This is a genomic window from Vreelandella sp. L-15, from assembly GCF_056857635.1.
Genome location: NZ_JBSXNN010000024.1, coordinates 1 through 16394 on the forward strand (window position 1 = coordinate 1; position 16394 = coordinate 16394).

19 protein-coding genes and 1 pseudogene are annotated in these 16394 nt (G+C 55.7%); 5 read left to right on the forward strand and 15 right to left on the reverse strand.

Annotated features, from left to right (window positions below):
* The 3 genes and pseudogenes from AC13CY_RS02035 to AC13CY_RS02045 all read right to left on the reverse strand — a co-directional run.
* Positions 1 to 233, reverse strand: a pseudogene (locus AC13CY_RS02035) (ISL3 family transposase); the annotation flags it as partial.
* Between the two features lie 739 nt (positions 234 to 972).
* The gene (locus tag AC13CY_RS02040; protein WP_474787604.1) at positions 973 to 1860 is read right to left on the reverse strand and encodes a DMT family transporter; all 888 of its coding nucleotides are present in this window, start codon (positions 1858 to 1860) and stop codon (positions 973 to 975) included.
* Positions 1857 to 2126: an Rdx family protein gene (locus AC13CY_RS02045; RefSeq protein ID WP_253505870.1), complete on the reverse strand. Its 270-nt coding sequence runs from the start codon at positions 2124 to 2126 to the stop codon at positions 1857 to 1859. Before AC13CY_RS02045 ends, AC13CY_RS02040 begins: the two co-directional genes overlap by 4 nt.
* Before the next feature lie 157 nt (positions 2127 to 2283).
* Here AC13CY_RS02045 and AC13CY_RS02050 point away from each other — a divergent pair, with 157 nt between their 5' ends.
* From AC13CY_RS02050 to ettA, 4 genes are all read left to right on the forward strand, one after another.
* Entirely contained in the window at positions 2284 to 3597 is a 1314-nt protein-coding gene (locus AC13CY_RS02050) for an MFS transporter (RefSeq protein ID WP_253505872.1), read from the forward strand.
* Between the two features lie 186 nt (positions 3598 to 3783).
* Entirely contained in the window at positions 3784 to 4221 is a 438-nt protein-coding gene (locus AC13CY_RS02055) for a PAS domain S-box protein (protein ID WP_273423165.1), read from the forward strand.
* A gap of 162 nt (positions 4222 to 4383) precedes the next feature.
* Entirely contained in the window at positions 4384 to 4596 is a 213-nt protein-coding gene (locus tag AC13CY_RS02060) for a PA3496 family putative envelope integrity protein (protein WP_044628513.1), read from the forward strand.
* 199 nt (positions 4597 to 4795) lie between these two features.
* A complete protein-coding gene (ettA, locus tag AC13CY_RS02065; RefSeq protein ID WP_062372782.1) occupies positions 4796 to 6457 on the forward strand; it encodes an energy-dependent translational throttle protein EttA in 1662 nt (553 codons plus the stop codon).
* A gap of 95 nt (positions 6458 to 6552) precedes the next feature.
* On the opposite strand, the gene AC13CY_RS02070 is transcribed toward ettA, so the two are convergent.
* The 5 genes from AC13CY_RS02070 to phaR all read right to left on the reverse strand — a co-directional run bounded on the left by AC13CY_RS02070 (position 6553) and on the right by phaR (position 10143).
* On the reverse strand, positions 6553 to 6894 hold the full coding sequence (locus AC13CY_RS02070; RefSeq protein ID WP_230834812.1) for a histidine triad nucleotide-binding protein: 342 nt from the start codon (positions 6892 to 6894) through the stop codon (positions 6553 to 6555).
* Between the two features lie 59 nt (positions 6895 to 6953).
* Positions 6954 to 7826, reverse strand: coding sequence for a phosphoribulokinase (locus tag AC13CY_RS02075; RefSeq protein WP_062361629.1), 873 nt, complete (start codon positions 7824 to 7826; stop codon positions 6954 to 6956).
* Positions 7826 to 8266: an acyl-CoA thioesterase gene (locus AC13CY_RS02080; protein WP_089675398.1), complete on the reverse strand. Its 441-nt coding sequence runs from the start codon at positions 8264 to 8266 to the stop codon at positions 7826 to 7828. The genes AC13CY_RS02075 and AC13CY_RS02080 overlap by 1 nt, the downstream gene beginning before the upstream one ends.
* A gap of 47 nt (positions 8267 to 8313) precedes the next feature.
* Positions 8314 to 9600, reverse strand: coding sequence for a phosphoribosylamine--glycine ligase (gene purD, locus AC13CY_RS02085; RefSeq protein ID WP_483052238.1), 1287 nt, complete (start codon positions 9598 to 9600; stop codon positions 8314 to 8316).
* 78 nt (positions 9601 to 9678) lie between these two features.
* Complete coding sequence (gene phaR, locus AC13CY_RS02090) at positions 9679 to 10143, reverse strand: polyhydroxyalkanoate synthesis repressor PhaR (RefSeq protein WP_044628507.1); 465 nt, start codon at positions 10141 to 10143, stop codon at positions 9679 to 9681.
* Positions 10144 to 10278: 135 nt separating this feature from the next.
* On the opposite strand from phaR, the gene AC13CY_RS02095 reads away from it, so the two are divergent.
* Entirely contained in the window at positions 10279 to 10989 is a 711-nt protein-coding gene (locus AC13CY_RS02095; RefSeq protein WP_172514718.1) for a 16S rRNA (uracil(1498)-N(3))-methyltransferase, read from the forward strand.
* Positions 10990 to 11011: 22 nt separating this feature from the next.
* Here the strand turns inward: AC13CY_RS02095 and rloA3 are convergent, their stop codons facing one another.
* From rloA3 to AC13CY_RS02130, 7 genes are all read right to left on the reverse strand, one after another.
* The gene (gene rloA3 / locus AC13CY_RS02100; RefSeq protein WP_172514719.1) at positions 11012 to 11566 is read right to left on the reverse strand and encodes a retropepsin-like aspartic peptidase RloA3; all 555 of its coding nucleotides are present in this window, start codon (positions 11564 to 11566) and stop codon (positions 11012 to 11014) included.
* Positions 11567 to 11637: 71 nt separating this feature from the next.
* Positions 11638 to 12930, reverse strand: coding sequence for a lytic murein transglycosylase (locus tag AC13CY_RS02105; protein ID WP_054641073.1), 1293 nt, complete (start codon positions 12928 to 12930; stop codon positions 11638 to 11640).
* 367 nt (positions 12931 to 13297) lie between these two features.
* Positions 13298 to 13702, reverse strand: coding sequence for a monovalent cation/H(+) antiporter subunit G (mnhG, locus tag AC13CY_RS02110; RefSeq protein ID WP_044628503.1), 405 nt, complete (start codon positions 13700 to 13702; stop codon positions 13298 to 13300).
* Positions 13695 to 13964, reverse strand: a complete 270-nt coding sequence (locus AC13CY_RS02115; RefSeq protein ID WP_044628502.1) for an MrpF/PhaF family protein — start codon at positions 13962 to 13964, stop codon at positions 13695 to 13697. Before AC13CY_RS02115 ends, mnhG begins: the two co-directional genes overlap by 8 nt.
* Positions 13964 to 14437, reverse strand: a complete 474-nt coding sequence (locus tag AC13CY_RS02120; protein ID WP_044628501.1) for a Na+/H+ antiporter subunit E — start codon at positions 14435 to 14437, stop codon at positions 13964 to 13966. Before AC13CY_RS02120 ends, AC13CY_RS02115 begins: the two co-directional genes overlap by 1 nt.
* Positions 14434 to 16035 (reverse strand): Na+/H+ antiporter subunit D, encoded by a 1602-nt coding sequence (locus AC13CY_RS02125; RefSeq protein ID WP_483052239.1) that lies wholly within the window; start codon positions 16033 to 16035, stop codon positions 14434 to 14436. Before AC13CY_RS02125 ends, AC13CY_RS02120 begins: the two co-directional genes overlap by 4 nt.
* Entirely contained in the window at positions 16032 to 16379 is a 348-nt protein-coding gene (locus tag AC13CY_RS02130) for a Na+/H+ antiporter subunit C (protein ID WP_044628499.1), read from the reverse strand. Before AC13CY_RS02130 ends, AC13CY_RS02125 begins: the two co-directional genes overlap by 4 nt.
* Positions 16380 to 16394: the final 15 nt, after the last annotated feature.

A 16394-nucleotide genomic window follows, 5' to 3' on the forward strand; every position in this document is an offset into this window, starting at 1 on the left:
GCATGCAGGTAGCAGTGGTGCTGGAAGAAATTGAGGTGCCGCCAGGTCTTGTCCGGGAAGTCGTGAGCCGGGCAGGCCTTGGCGCACTCAGCACAAGGGTAGAGGCTGGCTCGCTCGGCCTCGACGTAGAGGTCCAGGCGATCGGGCAACACGGAGGTATCCAGGTGCTGGTCCTTGACGATCCAGGGCGCTTCCAGGCCCACGCCGAGGGTCAGAATCTGGGTGCCGTCGATGCCATGCCTCCTGTCGTCGTGGAGGTCATATCCTGGCCCAGCTCAGGGGGCGAATTCCACACCCAACGACGAAGAGCCCCTTTTCTCCGCTCCCATAGACAGGCACGAGCACATCAAAAAACTCAACTAGCGCGCGCCCAAGTGGTGTGTTGGGCTCGATGATTGGGTAATTACCTGGCGCAATCGGCATAATCTCTCCTAAACATACAAGAAAACGTGCCGCCGTCGCCCAATAAATTGGCCTCCCACAATCGTGTCTTCATCGCCTAATCAGGTGCCCTCCTACACCTGCCTTCGGCAATGCCCCGATAAACTGCTGTAGGAGGGAGTTTTTATCAATCAGCGCGAAAAACCGCTTACTTTTAGTGAGCGGATGGATAGCGCGGCATCCGCAGGATGCCCTTGCTGATGATTTGCACAGTGCTATACTGCTCACGTCGACACGACCTACCGAGGGGCACTCGGAAAGTGACGTCTGTGGAGACGATGTGAGACCTGGGGGATATGAGTTGGTTCGCCACCGTAAAAATCCCCACTGTGGGACTTTTACGGCGATAACCAAGCCATTCCCTCGGGCAATCGTCTTGGAAGCAGAAACCAGGAAGGTAACAACCTGGGAACCCCCTTCCTTTCCGTCGCTAGACGGCAGCGCAAGCTGAGGGTGGGGAGGATGTCAATAATACCTAATAGCATGGCGTTATTACACAAAGAGGTCGTAGGTTGACGATTTAACCCATCTTTAGGCTGCGCGCTTTTCTCGTTTACCTGGCAGTTGCTGTATTCCAAGCCCGCATAAAATAAGCACTAGCCCCACCAGCGTGGAAGGCAGCATTGGCTCTCCAACTACAAGATAAAGCAGCAGCAGCGATACCGGCGGAGATAGGAAGATCAGGTTAGAGACTTTAGCCGTGCGGGACACTTTTTGTACGGCCAGTTGCCAAAGTACAAAGGCTACGCCCATTTCAAACAGGCCGACGTAAACGCCTGCGCCTATCGCGGGCCAGCCATGCCACTGCACGCCGGGGCCAAGCAGTAACAACATGGTTAGCACCGGTAACCCAACGCTAAAATTTTGCCACTGGCCTACCAGGGGTTGTCGTTGATCCCGCGCGTTGAGCAGCCAGTAGAGTGCCCACAATAGGGTTGATGAGAGCGCCAGCAGCACGCCCAAAGGGTCTTCAAACGCCACATTGAAGACATTGCCCCGCGTAGCAATTACCCAAACGCCGCTATAGGCCACCAGCCCCGCCGCCACATCCAGTCGAGTTAAGCGGTGCCCCAGCAGCGGCACTGCCAGAAACGCCATAGCAAGCGCCCAGGTGTAGTTCAGCGCCATGGCCTCTTGACCCGGCAGCCGGTCATAGGCGGCAAATAGCACTAAGTAATAAGCCACGGGGTTCATTAGCCCGGCCCAGAGCGCTGTTCGCCAGCCTTGGCGCAGCGCTAGCGCCATATCGCCCTGTTTGATGACCAGTGCGCCCATCAACAGCCAGGAAACCAGCGCCGCTATCCACATCAGCTCCAGGGGGCTCATCCATGCAAGGGCTACCTTGAAGGCGGTGGCAACGGTCGACCACAGCGCTACAGCGCCCAATCCATACAGCATCGCCTGTTGGTCTTGGGTCATCGGTCGATATGCCCCAGGTCGCGCGCAGGGTCGATCTGGTCACGCACTTGCTGCTTGAGTGTTTTGATGTCGGGAAAGCCACCATCGCGCTTGCGCTCCCATAGCAGCGTGTCGCCACACCAGATCTCAAACGTACCGCCGCGGGAGGGGGAGAGCGCGACCTCTGTTAGCTGCTCGCCAAACGTGGAGAGAAGTTCTTGGGCATACCAGGCGCTACGCAACAGCCACTGGCATTGGGTACAGTAGCGAATGTGAATGCGGGTCATCTTTTTGCGTCCTTATCTATCCGTTCCTTTGAAACACAGGTTTTTAAAGCACAGGCTTTTGGAACACAGGGCTTTTTAAATACAGGTTTTAAAATACAGTGTGGCATCCTAAGTAGGCATTCTGTCATCTTAAATTAGCAATCGCCAAGGAACCGACATGGCTCAACCGGAAGTTTCACAGACGCAGTTATACGAGTGGCTGACAGGCGATGACGATAGCCGTATGTGCGACGATATACCTGACGATGCCTGCCAAGAGCAGCCGCACAACTTTTTCCTGCACCTTTTCGCTTCGTTAGGTAATAAGTTAGCGGATGAGCTGTCGAGCGCCCGCTTAGTGCTGCCCTGGCTGCTGGGTATTATCGGCGCTCCGGTATGGATGGTGGGGTTATTAGTACCGATTCGTGAAGCAGGCGCCCTCCTCCCCCAGCTGTTTGTGGCTGGCTTTATTCGCCTAAAGCCCCAGCGCAAGTGGGTGTGGGTGGTGGGGGCCGTGCTGCAGGCGGTGGCGGCTATTGCTTTGGCGTTACTGGCCCTGATAGGCAGCGGGGCTATCGGCGGCTTGTTGGTGTTGGCCGCGTTGGTCATGCTCTCCTTGGCACGGGGGCTCTCCTCCATTGCCACCAAGGACGTGCTCGGCAAAACCATCGCCAAGCGCCGCCGAGGCACTTTGATGGGCTGGAGCGGCAGCGTCGCGGGTGGTGCAACGCTGGTTGCCGGCGGTGTATTGATGTGGTTCGGTGACCGACCCGGCAATTTGGCATTGGCCATACTGCTTGGCGTAGCGGCCGCTGGCTGGTTACTCAATGCGCTGTGCGCAGCCCGCATTAAAGAGGTGCCAGGTTCCATCGAGGGCGGCGAAAACGCCTGGGATAGCATTAAGTTGGGGCTATCGCTACTGCGTGAAGACCGCACGTTTTTACACTTCAATGTCGCTAGGGCCCTGCTACTTTCAAGCGCGCTGGCGCTGCCTTACCTGGCGCTACTCGGCCAGCAGCAGAGCGGAACCGAGCTGGGCGGCCTAGGCATTTTAGTGGTGGTATCCGGCCTAGCCGCTATGGTGGCAAGCCCGATATGGGGAAAACGCGCGGATCAGTCCAGCCGCCGGGTCATGCGCGACGCTGCCGTGGGTACGGTGTTGTGCTGCCTATTAGGCGCGGCCTTAGCTTGGTTGCCGGGTGACTGGACGCAGAGCGTTTTACCCTATGCCGCGATTTATGCGCTATTGGTGATTGTGCATCACGGTGTTCGCCTGGGTCGCAAAACCTATTTGGTGGATATTGCCAGCCAAGACAATCGCGCCCTTTACGTAGCGCTTTCCAATACGCTTACGGGCGTACTGATGCTGGTTGTCGGGGGTATTATCGGCGCGTTGGCGCAATGGCTAGGAAGCGCCATGTTGCTGGTGGTCTTGGCGCTCACGGCAGTGGGGGCGATGTTCAGCGCACAGCGGTTACCGGAAGCCGAATAGCGTTGTTGATTGCAAAGCACCTCAACGCTCGCCATGATGGGCAGCAGTTGGCGGTAGAGAGCTGTTTTTTTGCTATTCTACCTCTATTCGGTAGTGTGAAATTCCGCATCGTCCTGCAGTAAGAGAGCCCCGCGCTGATCAACAGCGCCATGGCTACGAAAGAACGAAAGCAACAGGAATCCATTGATGAAACGATCTCCCTTGATCAACCCGGAGTTACTTGAGCGCATTATTGACGCTTCTGAAGATGGCATCGTCGTTGCGGAGCAGGAAGGTGACGAAAACATCCTGATTTACGTGAACAAGGGCTTTGAGCGCTTAACGGGCTACAGTGCGGATGAAATTCTGTATCGCGACTGCCGTTTTCTGCAAAACGAAGACCGCGACCAGGATGCGCTATCGTCGATCCGCGAAGCGTTACAGGATGGCCGCCCCTCGCGGGAAGTGCTGCGTAACTACCGTAAAGACGGCACTATGTTCTGGAATGAGCTGTCAATTACGCCAGTTTATGACGAAGCCGACAAATTGATGTACTACATCGGCGTTCAGAAAGATGTGACCGAACGAGTTGAGGCCCAATTGGCACTGGCAGCGCTAAAAAATCAGCAAGAAAACGCCAAATAAACATTTGCCATCATAAAAACAAAGATAGGGCTTGAACTTCAATCCAAGTGGCGTTATATAGCGGCAAGGCGCTTGTTTAGCGTTAGGCGCTTCTTACTTTGCTTCTGTTGGGTAAGGAGCCGTTGTGATGCCGGTGCGCCGGCTTGGGTTGGAGGGCATACCATGAGCCGTGACCCCTTAAATCGTGAAACCTACACCAACGATGGGCTTGATGCTGACGAGTTTGATAACTTGGATGCAGTCAACGACGATCACTACGGTAAAAGCAAACCCAGTAAAGCGGATACTCTGCGCGCTCGCCGTCAGGTAGAAGCGTGGCTTGAAGAGCGTCGCTTACAGCGCGCGATTGAAGATGACTGGGACGAAGAAGAGTAGCGCCTTGCCAATCTGTTAAGCGTTTTTAAGGTGGACATACCCGAGGGGCACCCAAATGAGTGCCCCTTATCTTTGCGGCTTGACCACTCTACGTTTGCCCCACTGCTTTGCTGGCCTTTAGCCGCGCTGGGCACTATCATCTGTGCACCAAGCCAGCATATTTGCTGGTCTCGCTTTTACCACAACCTAACGGATTTCCATGGCGCAATACGTATTCACCATGAATCGGGTTGGCAAAGTAGTGCCGCCCAAAAAGCAAATTCTCAAGGATATTTCGCTCTCGTTCTTCCCTGGCGCCAAGATCGGTGTACTGGGCTTAAACGGTGCCGGTAAATCCACGCTACTGCGCATTATGGCCGGTGTCGATAAAGAGTTTGAAGGTGAAGCTCGTCCGATGCCCGGCATCAACGTGGGCTACCTGCCCCAGGAGCCGCAGCTGGACGACGAGAAAAACGTTCGGGATACCGTCGAAGAGGCCTTAGGCGCCATCAAAGAGGCGCAGGAAAAACTAGACGCGGTATACGCTGCCTACGCCGAACCCGATGCCGACTTTGACGCCCTGGCCAGCGAGCAGGCACGGCTTGAGAATATTATCGAAGCTGCCGATGCCCACAACCTTGAGCGTAAGCTGGAGGTAGCCGCAGAAGCGCTGCGCCTTCCGCCGTGGGATGCCAAAGTAGGCAACCTTTCTGGTGGTGAGCGTCGTCGTGTGGCGCTTTGCCGCCTGCTGCTCTCAAGCCCGGACATGCTACTGCTGGACGAGCCCACCAACCACCTGGATGCTGAATCCGTGGCGTGGCTGGAGCGCTTCCTGCATGACTACAACGGCACTGTCGTTGCGATTACCCACGACCGTTACTTCTTGGATAACGTCGCGGGCTGGATTCTTGAGCTGGACCGCGGCCAAGGTATTCCGTTTGAAGGCAACTACTCCCAGTGGCTTGAGCAGAAAGAGCAGCGCCTGACCCAAGAAGCCAAACAGGAAGCGTCTCGTCAGAAAGCCATCAAGCAAGAGCTTGAGTGGGTGCGCAGCAACGCCAAAGGCCGCCAAGCGAAGAGCAAAGCGCGCCTTAACCGCTTTGAAGAGATGCAGTCTGGCGATTTCCAGAAGCGTAATGAGACCAACGAGATCTACATTCCGCCAGGCCCGCGCCTGGGTGACAAAGTGATCGAGTTCCACAACGTTACCAAGCGCTTTGACGAAAAACTGCTCTACCAGGATCTCTCCTTTACTATTCCCCCAGGGGCGATTGTGGGTATTGTGGGCGGTAACGGTGCCGGTAAATCGACGCTGTTTAAGCTGGTAACCGGCAAAGAGCAGCCGGATGCTGGCGAAGTGGTAATCGGCGAAACCGTCGACATTGCCTACGTTGAACAGCTGCGCGACGCCCTAGACGACAAGCAAACTGTCTGGGAAGCAGTGTCCGATGGCCAGGATATTCTCAACATCAATGGCTATGAAGTTTCTTCGCGAGCCTACGTTGGTCGCTTTAACTTCAAAGGCAACGACCAGCAGAAGCGTCTGGATGAGCTTTCCGGTGGTGAGCGTGGCCGCCTGCAGCTTGCGCAAACCCTAAAACAGGGTGCTAACGTGCTGCTGCTGGATGAGCCCTCTAACGACCTGGATATCGAAACCCTGCGCGCCCTGGAAGAAGCCTTGCTCGCCTTCCCTGGCTGTGCCATGGTGATTTCTCACGACCGTTGGTTCCTGGATCGTATCGCCACGCATATTCTGGCGTTTGAAGGCGATTCAGAAGTGGTGTTCTTCGACGGTAACTACACCGAATACGAAGAAGATCACAAGAAACGCGTCGGTAATGACACGCCCAAGCGCATGAAGTACAAGCGCATCGACGCCTAATGTTTTAGGCGTTATGCAATGCAAAAGCCCTGCTGGCGTTTCCCGCCGCAGGGCTTTTTTATGGAGTGCTGTGTATCGTTAGCTTTTGAGACAGTTTAACCAGCTGGCCAAGTAAACTCACGCCCGCCCATGAGGTGCATATGGATATGGTAGACGGTCTGCCCGCCCATTTCGTTGCAGTTCATCACCACGCGGTAGCCATCCTCGGCAAACCCTTGCTGCTTGGCGAGCTGCGCGGCGGTGTGCTGCAAGCGGCCCACAAGGGCTAAGTCGTCAGAGGCAATATCGTTAAGCGTCGAGATATGCTTTTTAGGGATAATAAGCTGATGGGTCGGCGCTTGGGGATTAATATCATTAAACGCCAGCACGTGCTCATCTTCAAACACGATATCAGCGGGAATGTCGCGGTTAATAATTTTGCAGAACAGGCACTCCATCGCGGCCTCCTTAGGTTTGGCGCGTTTATTATCGATAAAAGGCAGCCCCGCTTACCCCGTTAGCGAAAACGGCGCTGCGACAGTAAGTGGCGAACCAGCGGTGCCAGAATCAGTTCCATCGCCAATGACATACGAGCGCCGGGCACCACCAGGGTATGCGGGCGGGTCATAAAGGAGTCTTTAATCATCGCCAGTAACCAAGGGAAATCCACCGTTGAAGGGTCGCGGAAACGGATGACCACAAACGACTCCGAATCGGTCGGAATATCCTGCACTTCAAAGGGGTTGGACGTATCGACCGTGGGCACCCGTTGGAAGTTGATATGGGTACGGGAAAACTGTGGCTGGATATAGCGCACATAGTCATCCATACGGCCCAAGATAGTGTCAATCACCGCTTCCTGAGAGTAGCCGCGCAGCTTTGTGTCCCGGTCGATCTTTTGAATCCACTCCAGATTCATGGTCGGCGCAACACCCACCAATAGATCCACATGGCGGGCAATATCGTACTCTTGGGTCACTAACCCACCGTGCAGCCCTTCGTAAAACAACAAGTCAGTGCCGCAAGGCAGCGACTGCCACTCGGTGAAGGTGCCCACCCGATACCCGGCTTCAATTTTCTGCTTATCTTCCGCATGGATATAGTGCCTGAAGATGCCAGCACCGTGCTCTCCGTACTCGATAAACAGACCTTCCAGGCGATCAAGCAAGTTGGCTTCTACGGCAAAGTGGGATAGCTCATCTTTACGTTCTGGCTCTTCACGGAAAATGCGCTTTAGGTCATCGCGGGTATAGCGGTGAAACGCATCCCCATCCACCATGGCAGCATGCACATCTTCACGTAGGAACATGCGCTCGAAGCTGCGGCGCACGGTAGTAGTACCCGCCCCTGACGAACCCGTTACCGCGATGATGGGATATTCTCGGGACATTATCCCCCCCTTGCATCAGCAAGCGTTTGCTTCACCGTATCGGGAATCGCTACCGGGCGGCCAGCAGCCAAGTCAATCAGTAGTTTATTTACCCGAGCGGTAGCCACCACATCGCCCGTTTCCGCCTTAGTCACCCTATGGAACACCGTTAAGGCTTTGCCTTCTGGGTCGGGCACTGCCGTTTCTATCACCAGCGCATCGGGAAAGCGGGCCTCCTGTTGATACTGCACGGCGAGGTCAACCACAACGCTTGGGTAGCCGTGTATATCCCACTCGGGCAGATCGAGGGCGGCGAAGGCCTGCATACGAGCCTCATGAAGCAGCGATACCAGCGCATCATGCCCCAGATGGCGGCCGTAGTTCATATCCGTCACCCGCACAGTCAGCGGATGACGATGGATAACCGCTGCGTTAGGGAACTCCTGCGAAACACGCTCCATAGTTCAACTCCTTGCTGGGTGACGGTTTGACCTTAAAAGGCCGGTAATTACTGCTCGCGCGCGATGGCACGGAAAGCGATATCACGACGGAACTCAACGCCATCCCAGTGAATCGCTTTAACCCCTTGGTACGCCTGCTGCTGGGCAGCTGAGACGCTATCGCCCAGGGCGGTCACACACAGCACGCGACCGCCAGCAGTGGTGATATCACCCTCTGCGTTTTGCGCCGTCCCTGCATGGAAGACTTTGCACTGCGCCTGCTCGGCATCGGCTAGACCGTGAATCACGTCACCTTTGCGGTAGCTGCCGGGGTAGCCACCTGCCGCCAACACCACGCCCACCGCTGCGCGGCTATCCCACTCGCACTGCTTGTCTGCCAGTTCGCCCTTGGCACCTGCTAAACAGAGCGCCGCTAAATCGGAGGTAAGGCGCATCATAATCGGCTGGGTTTCCGGGTCACCAAAACGGCAGTTGTACTCGATTACTTTGGGGTTGCCTTGCGGGTCAATCATTAGCCCCGCATACAAGAAGCCGGTGTAAGCGTTGCCCTCTTCCGCCATGCCACGCACGGTGGGCAAAATCACTTGCTCCATAATCCGCGCACCTACTTCCGGTGTCACTACCGGTGCCGGGGAGTAGGCTCCCATACCGCCGGTATTGGGGCCGGTGTCGCCATCGTAGGCACGCTTATGGTCTTGGCTGGTGGCCATGGGCACGACGTTTTCGCCATCCACCATCACGATAAAGCTGGCTTCTTCACCTTCCAAAAACTCTTCGATGACGACTCGCGCGCCAGCGTCACCAAAGGCGTTGGCTTCAAGCATATCGCGGATCGCCGCTTCGGCTTCCGCTTCACTCATGGCGACAATCACGCCTTTACCTGCCGCCAAACCGTCCGCTTTGATGACGATGGGCGCGCCCATATCAGCTAAATACGCCAATGCTGGCTCGACAGCGGTAAAGGTTTGGTAATCGGCGGTGGGAATGTGATGGCGGGCCAGAAAGTCTTTGGTGAACGATTTGGAGCCTTCCAACTGTGCCGCGCGCTGGCTGGGGCCAAAGATAGTCAAACCAGCGGCTTGGAACCGATCCGCTACGCCTTCCACCAGCGGAGCTTCTGGGCCCACCACGGTTAGCGCAATCTGCTCTTGCTGGGCAAACGCCACCAAGGCATCCAGGTCGGTTGCGCCGATAGCGATATTGGTCAGCTTAGGTTCTGTGGCGGTCCCTGCGTTGCCAGGTGCCACAAACACTTGCTCGACATCATTGGATTGGGCAAGTTTCCAAGCAAGGGCATGTTCGCGGCCACCGCCACCGATCATCAAAACTTTCATGGGTATCCTTCTCAAACGGGAGAGCGTCGTTGGGGCGCATTATGCCACAACGCGTCCCTAACGTGGCCTAAAGGGGGATTAGGAGTTTTTGTCCGTTTTATCGTCGTCATCCGTCTGGGTAGGCTGGTTCAGCGCATTTTGCCAGAAACGCATATTCTCTTCGGCCAGTTCACGCATAAACTCAATGGGTGAGTGGCGCATCGCCTGCTGCCACTGGGTCTGCATGCGCTTTTGCTGCTCCAGCATCAGTTGGGTGCCCTGCTCCAAATAACGCGCCAGCGGCAGCGGTGAGGACATATCGTACACACGGATCAACTGGGCCAGCAGGTCGTTCGAGAACACTTCGGCTTCACTATCCGCCTGCTCCTGTTCGATAATGATCGATAGCAAAATGGTGCGCGTCAGATCTTCGCCGCTCTTGGCGTCTTCAACGCGAAACGGCTCTTCTTCAATGATTAAACGCCGCAAGTCTTCAAGAGTGACATAACGACTCTGCTGAGTATCGTACAACCTGCGGTTGGCATATTTGCGAATTACGCGCACAGCGCATCTCCTTAAACACGATAGAGGCTTTTGTCGCCGTTGCTGCTATTGTGCCTGCAACACGCGCCCATGCAAGCCAGCTTAGCGGATTAGTGCTGTTAAGTACGCCTTTCCTATGACCAATAGACGACGACTATGAATTTGATACTGCTAGACCCGAGCGAGGTCGATGGTCACCACGCTCGTATTACCGATGCGCGCCGCCTGACCCATCTGCATGAAGTACACCGCGCTAACGAAGGCGATCGCTTAACCGTGGGTATTCAAGGCGGCGCTATGGGTAAGGCCACGCTAACGGAGCTCAACAAAACGCAGGCTCTGTTTGCGCTGGAAGATATCAACGAACCGCCGCCGCCTGCCCTGCCCGTTCATCTTGTCCTGGCGCTGCCGCGCCCGCGTATGCTGGCACGCACGCTTGAGCACGTCACGGCGTTAGGAGTCAAAGAGATTACCCTGCTGCACACCAAGCGGGTTGAAAAGAGTTACTGGCAGTCGCCAGAACTGCGGCCAGAAAAAATTCATCAGCATTTGATACTTGGGCTAGAACAAGCGCGGGATACTCAACTGCCTAACGTGACGCTCTGCAAAGGGTTTCGTCCTTTTATGGAAGAGCAGCTACCGGCACTTCTAACAGAACGAAGAGGATTAGTTGCCCACCCAGGCATGGAGAATGCCTGCCCGCGCGGTATTGATGAGCCAACGCTATTACTGGTGGGGCCCGAAGGCGGTTTTATCCCGTGGGAAGTGGAGCAGCTACTGGCGGCAGGCTGCGAGGGAATGCACTTAGGCCCTCGCATCCTACGGGTCGAAACCGCCGTCACAGCGCTGCTGTCACGGCTGTTTTGAGTGCTACCTGACTAATAAAGGATCAAGACTGGTCGTCTTCGGGGTCGTGGGGAACGTACACAGCGTTTTCTCCACACTCGGGTTCCTGTAGAAACGTATTGCGTACGTCTAACAAGCCCAGGTGGCTGATGGTACGACGCCCCAATAGTAGCGGATAGATCATCTCTTCTCGGTCACGCAGGCTAAACTGCTCCTCGTAGATGGTATCCCCCATGCACACGTCCATCAGCACCACCGGGCGCTCGTCACGACCCCCAGCGCCGCGCACGGTTTGCTCGCGATAGAGAGGACGCTCGATTTGGTCGCTAAAGGTGTCACCGCTCTCTTGATCTTCCAGCTTCAAACGAAAGCGCACCCACTCCTCACCCTCTTTCTCAAACATTTCAATGTCTCGGGCATCCAGAGAAGAGGTCAACGCCCCGCTGTCCAGCTTGGCTTTGACGGCAATCCCCCATGGCTCGATGTAAGCATTTTCCACCCAGCCGAAGACCTTATCCTCAGCCTGTGCGGTAGCACTGACCAACAGGGAACCAGCCAATACGCTCGCCCCCAACACCCCTAGAAATGTTTTTCCCATTGCGACTCATCCTTGGTGAGAAGTTTGCCTAGCTATCAAAGAGATTCAAACAGCGATGAAAGCGCCCTGAGCTAGCGCAACCGCTCTAACAGCGACTGAGTAGCAAAGCCATCCGGCACTAGGCCTTGGTCGCGCTGGAAGGCACGCAGCCCCGCCTGAGTATTCGGCCCCATAATGCCGTCGGCAGTGCCTACCGCGTAACCGGCGTTGTTCAAACGCTGCTGGAGCGTTCTGACATCATCACGGGTTAAAGGTGCCTCATCGCGTGGCCATGCTTGCGAAATGCCCTCTCGCCCAGCAATGGCGTCGGCTAGCGTGGCAACCGCCAGCGCATAGCTAGTGGCATTGTTGTAACGCAAGATAGCGCGGAAATTGGGACCTACGATAAACGCGGGGCCATTCGCCCCGGCCGGTACAATCACCGCTGCACTATCGAAGGAAGGCAGGTCACCGTTCACCGCACGCACGCCTTGCGCGGCCCACTCAGCGCTGCTCTTGCGGCCGGTTTGGGCGTAATCAAAGGAGGTAGGCAGCACAACTTCGGTACCCCACGGCTGCCCGGCCTGCCAGCCCGCCCGCGCCAGATAGTTCGCGGTAGAGGCCATCACATCGGGTATGCTACCCCAAATATCGCGGCGACCATCGCCATCGCCATCCACCGCGTAGGCCTCAAAGCTGCTGGGAATAAACTGGGTATGCCCCATCGCTCCCGCCCAAGAGCCTTTCATCTGCTCTGCGGCAATGTCGCCCTGGTCAATAATACGTAGTGCTGCTAGCAGCTCCCCACGAGCAAAGTCTCGCCGACGGCCATCATAGGCCAGCGTGGCGAGGGACTCTAGCGTCGAGAAATCACCAAAGTTGCTGCCGTAATTACTCTCAACGCCCCAGATGGCCACGATGATTTCTGCTGGTACGCCATAGCGCTGCTGCATCTGCTGGGCTGTTTCACGGTGTTGCGCGTACTTCTCCTGACCATTGGTAATACGCGCGGTAGACACGGCACTATCCAAATACTGCCAAATGGCACGCACGAACTCAGGCTGGTAGCGGTCTAATTCAATCACCCGCTCGCGGTAGCGCAGGCCATCAAAGGCGGAGGCTAGCGTCGCTTCGCTAATCCCTTGGTTGGCGGCATAGCGACGAAACTCGCTTAACCACTGATTGAAGTTGGCATAGCGCACCTCTTCAGCGGCTCCTGCATCTACCTCGGTCATTAGTTGCGGGCTGGCGTGTGTGGCAGGGCTGTGGAGAGCAAGCGTCGTAGCGGCAACGAATAACAACGGGAATACAGCGGCTCGGCGAGTATTCAACGAATTGTTATGTTTCAGCGACACGGCGGGTAATGACACGGGTATTAACGGCATAGCATTCTTCTCTCAGCAATCCTTGGCGTGAGCTGGATGATGGCTCAGAAATGAGGGAGATACCACCCCTAGGCCGCTAAACCGAAGGGCAGAGAACAGGGGCTGGCAGCCAGTATGCCACGTAAAGCCCTTTGGGGTCGTAATGGCCCGCTTGCTTTAATACGTTGAAATATCTAGCTTGGCGTGGGTCGCGGAGTCGCTGCCACGCCACGCCGCAATACATGGACAAAACATCTTATACAGTACAATTATTGTACATAAATTGACATAACAGTTTTTCAGAATAGCGTCTCTATTTCGGGTTTTTTAGGCATAAAAAAAGCCACAACGAGGTGGCTTAAAGAAGTCGTTGGTAGTGCTCATCGCGCTAATCTGGGTCGGTGTTACGCGGGTGTCGCTTGGCGTTTTCCTGGGTTTCCATGCCGCTTTTAAGCTCATGGGTAAGCGGGTCGTAGTTAGGACGCAATTCATCTTTCACCGTGCCGCTCCACAGCCTTGAGCCCACGAAGTATCCGGCCCTCCCAATCACGTGGGCGGCAATCGGCGCAGTGATTAAGATAAACACAATAATGGCAAACGAGCGTGCCACTACGCCCACTTCAGCAAAATGCATGGCCGATGCCAGCATGATTAAAATCACCCCGAGCGCCGCCGCCTTGGTGGTGGCGTGCATACGCGTCAGCAAGTCAGGCAAGCGAAGTAAACCAACGGCGGCTAACAGCATAAAACTAGACCCTGTTAGCAGCATGGCCCCTTTAATTACATCAATCATCCCGCGGCCCTCCACGTTCTAAAAAGCGCGCAAAGCCAATGGCGGCTAAAAAGCCCATCAGCGCAATCACGATCGCGGCGTCCAAGAAGCTCGAGACGCCCGATTGAATCGCATACACACCGACCAACCCCACGACTGTTGTCGAGAACAGTTCTAGGGCCACTACGCGATCTGGCAGACTAGGTCCGCGCACCACGCGAACGAAGGTCAGCACGAGCGCCAAGCCCATGATCACCTGACTAATTAAAATCACGGTTTCCATTAACGAAATAACTCCAGTGCCCTGTGTTCCATCTCTTTCAAATTGCGTCGAAGCTCCTCTTCGTCGTCCAGGAACATCGCATGGATATACAACACTTTACGGTCATCGGACACGTCTAGGCTCAGGGTACCCGGTGTGAGCGAAATCAGATTCGCCACCAGGGTGATCTCCATTTCGGTGCGTGCCGACAGCGGTAAGGCAATGACCCCCGGCTGCATGTGCCAAGGCGGCGTCAGGATATCGAATGCCACGCGTAAGTTGGCCTGAACCAACTCTTTGATGAAAAAACCGAGAAAGCCGATGAAGCGCGGCACACGAGCAGGATAGCCTTTCAACCCATCGACTTGAGGCTCAATCAGCAGCAACGCGATATAGCCAAAAATCATCCCCACCAACAAATTCAACCCGGAGAAGTCGCCGCTCAGCAGCACCCAGGCCAAACCAAGCAAGAGGTTCCAAATGGCGCCGGTCATGGTGTTTCCTCCAAGCGGTCATCGACACGTTCGGCCTGTATCTCAATGGGATCCAGTAGCGCTGCTTCCGCACTTGCGGAGGCACCGAGTACCGCTTCGATATAGCCTGAGGGCGCCATCAATTGATCGCCTATTTGGTTCATCACCAGCATGATGGGTTCGGCAAACACGCCGATGAGCAGGGACATCATGGCCAGCACCACGACAGGCAGATACATCATCCACAGGCTGGGCTTCAGCAACCGGCCATCATCGCCTGTCGGTGTCGGTGTTTCGGGCACCTGGTTTTCTTCAGGTAGCGCCTTCCAGAACACTTCGTTCCAGATCTTCACCATGGAGTAGAGCGTCATCAAACCCACTGCCAGGGCGATGCCGGTCGCCACGTAAGCCTTTGCCTCAAAGCCTGCGCGCACCAGCACGAATTTGGCAAAGAAACCCGACAGCGGCGGAATGCCCGCCAGAGAGAAGGCGCTAATAAAGAACGCCACGGCCAGCCAAGGGCGTTCACGATATAGCCCGCCCATCTTTTTAAGCTGGTAAGTGCCCTGTAGGCGGTGGGTAATCCCGCTAATTAAGAACAGGTTCGTCTTCACAATGATGTTGTGCATGATGGCAAACACACCGCCTGCAATCGCCAGTGGTGTATAGAGCGCCAGCCCCAGGATCATATAGCCAATCTGGCTGACGATATGAAACGAGAGGATACGCCGGAATTCATACTGGGCGGCCGCCCCCAGCACGCCGGTCACCATAGTGAGAACGGCCCCCCACAGCATGATGTCCTGTAGGTAGCCCATGGTCTGATCGAAGATTAGCGTAAATACCCGGAACAGTGAGTAAACGCCCACTTTGGTTAACAGGCCTGCAAACAGTGCGGATACCGCCACCGGAGGCGTGTGATAAGAAGCAGGTAGCCAGAAAAACAGCGGAAACGCAGCGGCTTTGATACCAAAGGCCACCATAAACATCACCGCCAGCACTTCGACCATGCCGCTGTGCTCGGCTTCATCCATGCGCAGCGCGATATCGGCCATATTGAGTGAGCCCACCGTGCCGTAAAGCAGGCCTACCGCAGTGAGAAAAATGACCGATGCCAGCAGATTGAGCGTCACATACTTGATGGCGCCCTCCATCTGCGCGCGCTCGCCTCCCAGCGTCAGGAGCGCAAACGAAGCCACCAGCATGACTTCAAACCAGACATAGAGGTTGAAGATATCGCCAGTTAAAAAAGCACCCGCCACACCCGCCAACAGCAGATGCATAAGGGGGTAGTAGCCAAATTTTTCGTGGCCGCGGCCAGTCGTCGCCAGGGAGTAAATCCCCATGGCCAAGCCGATGATTCCGGTGAGCAGAATCATCACAGCGCTGAGCATGTCAGCGACGAGCGTTATCCCAAACGGTGCTGGCCAGCTGCCCATTTGAATGGTGATGTAGCCATCTTCTAAGACCGCAACGAACAGCCACAGGCTGACGATAAATAGTACGACGTTGCCAGCCACGGCAATAAAGCGCTGCATGGGCCGCGAGCGCCAAAACATCAGCGAAATGGCCCCGGAAAGCAGCGGCAGCAAAACGGGAAGTGCGACTTCAGGCCTCACGTGTCGGTATCCTTCATCTTGTCTAAATCATCTGCCTTAACGATTTCGTAGGCCCGGCGGATCAATACCACCGCAAACGCCAATACCCCAAAGGCAATCACGATAGCGGTAAGCACCACCGCTTGAGGCAGTGGGTCAGCGACATCGCCCAAAGGCTGCATCATCCCTTCAGGAATCAGCGGCGGTGCGCCACGAGTCATACCGGCGGTAGTAAAAATCAGCAGGTTGGCGGCATTAGAGAGTAGCATCAAGCCAATCACGAGTTTGACGATAGAGCGGCGTAGCATCATAAAAATAGCGGTGGCGTATAACAGGCCAATCGCCAGTGCCATTAACGGTTCCATGGACGGCCTCCTGCA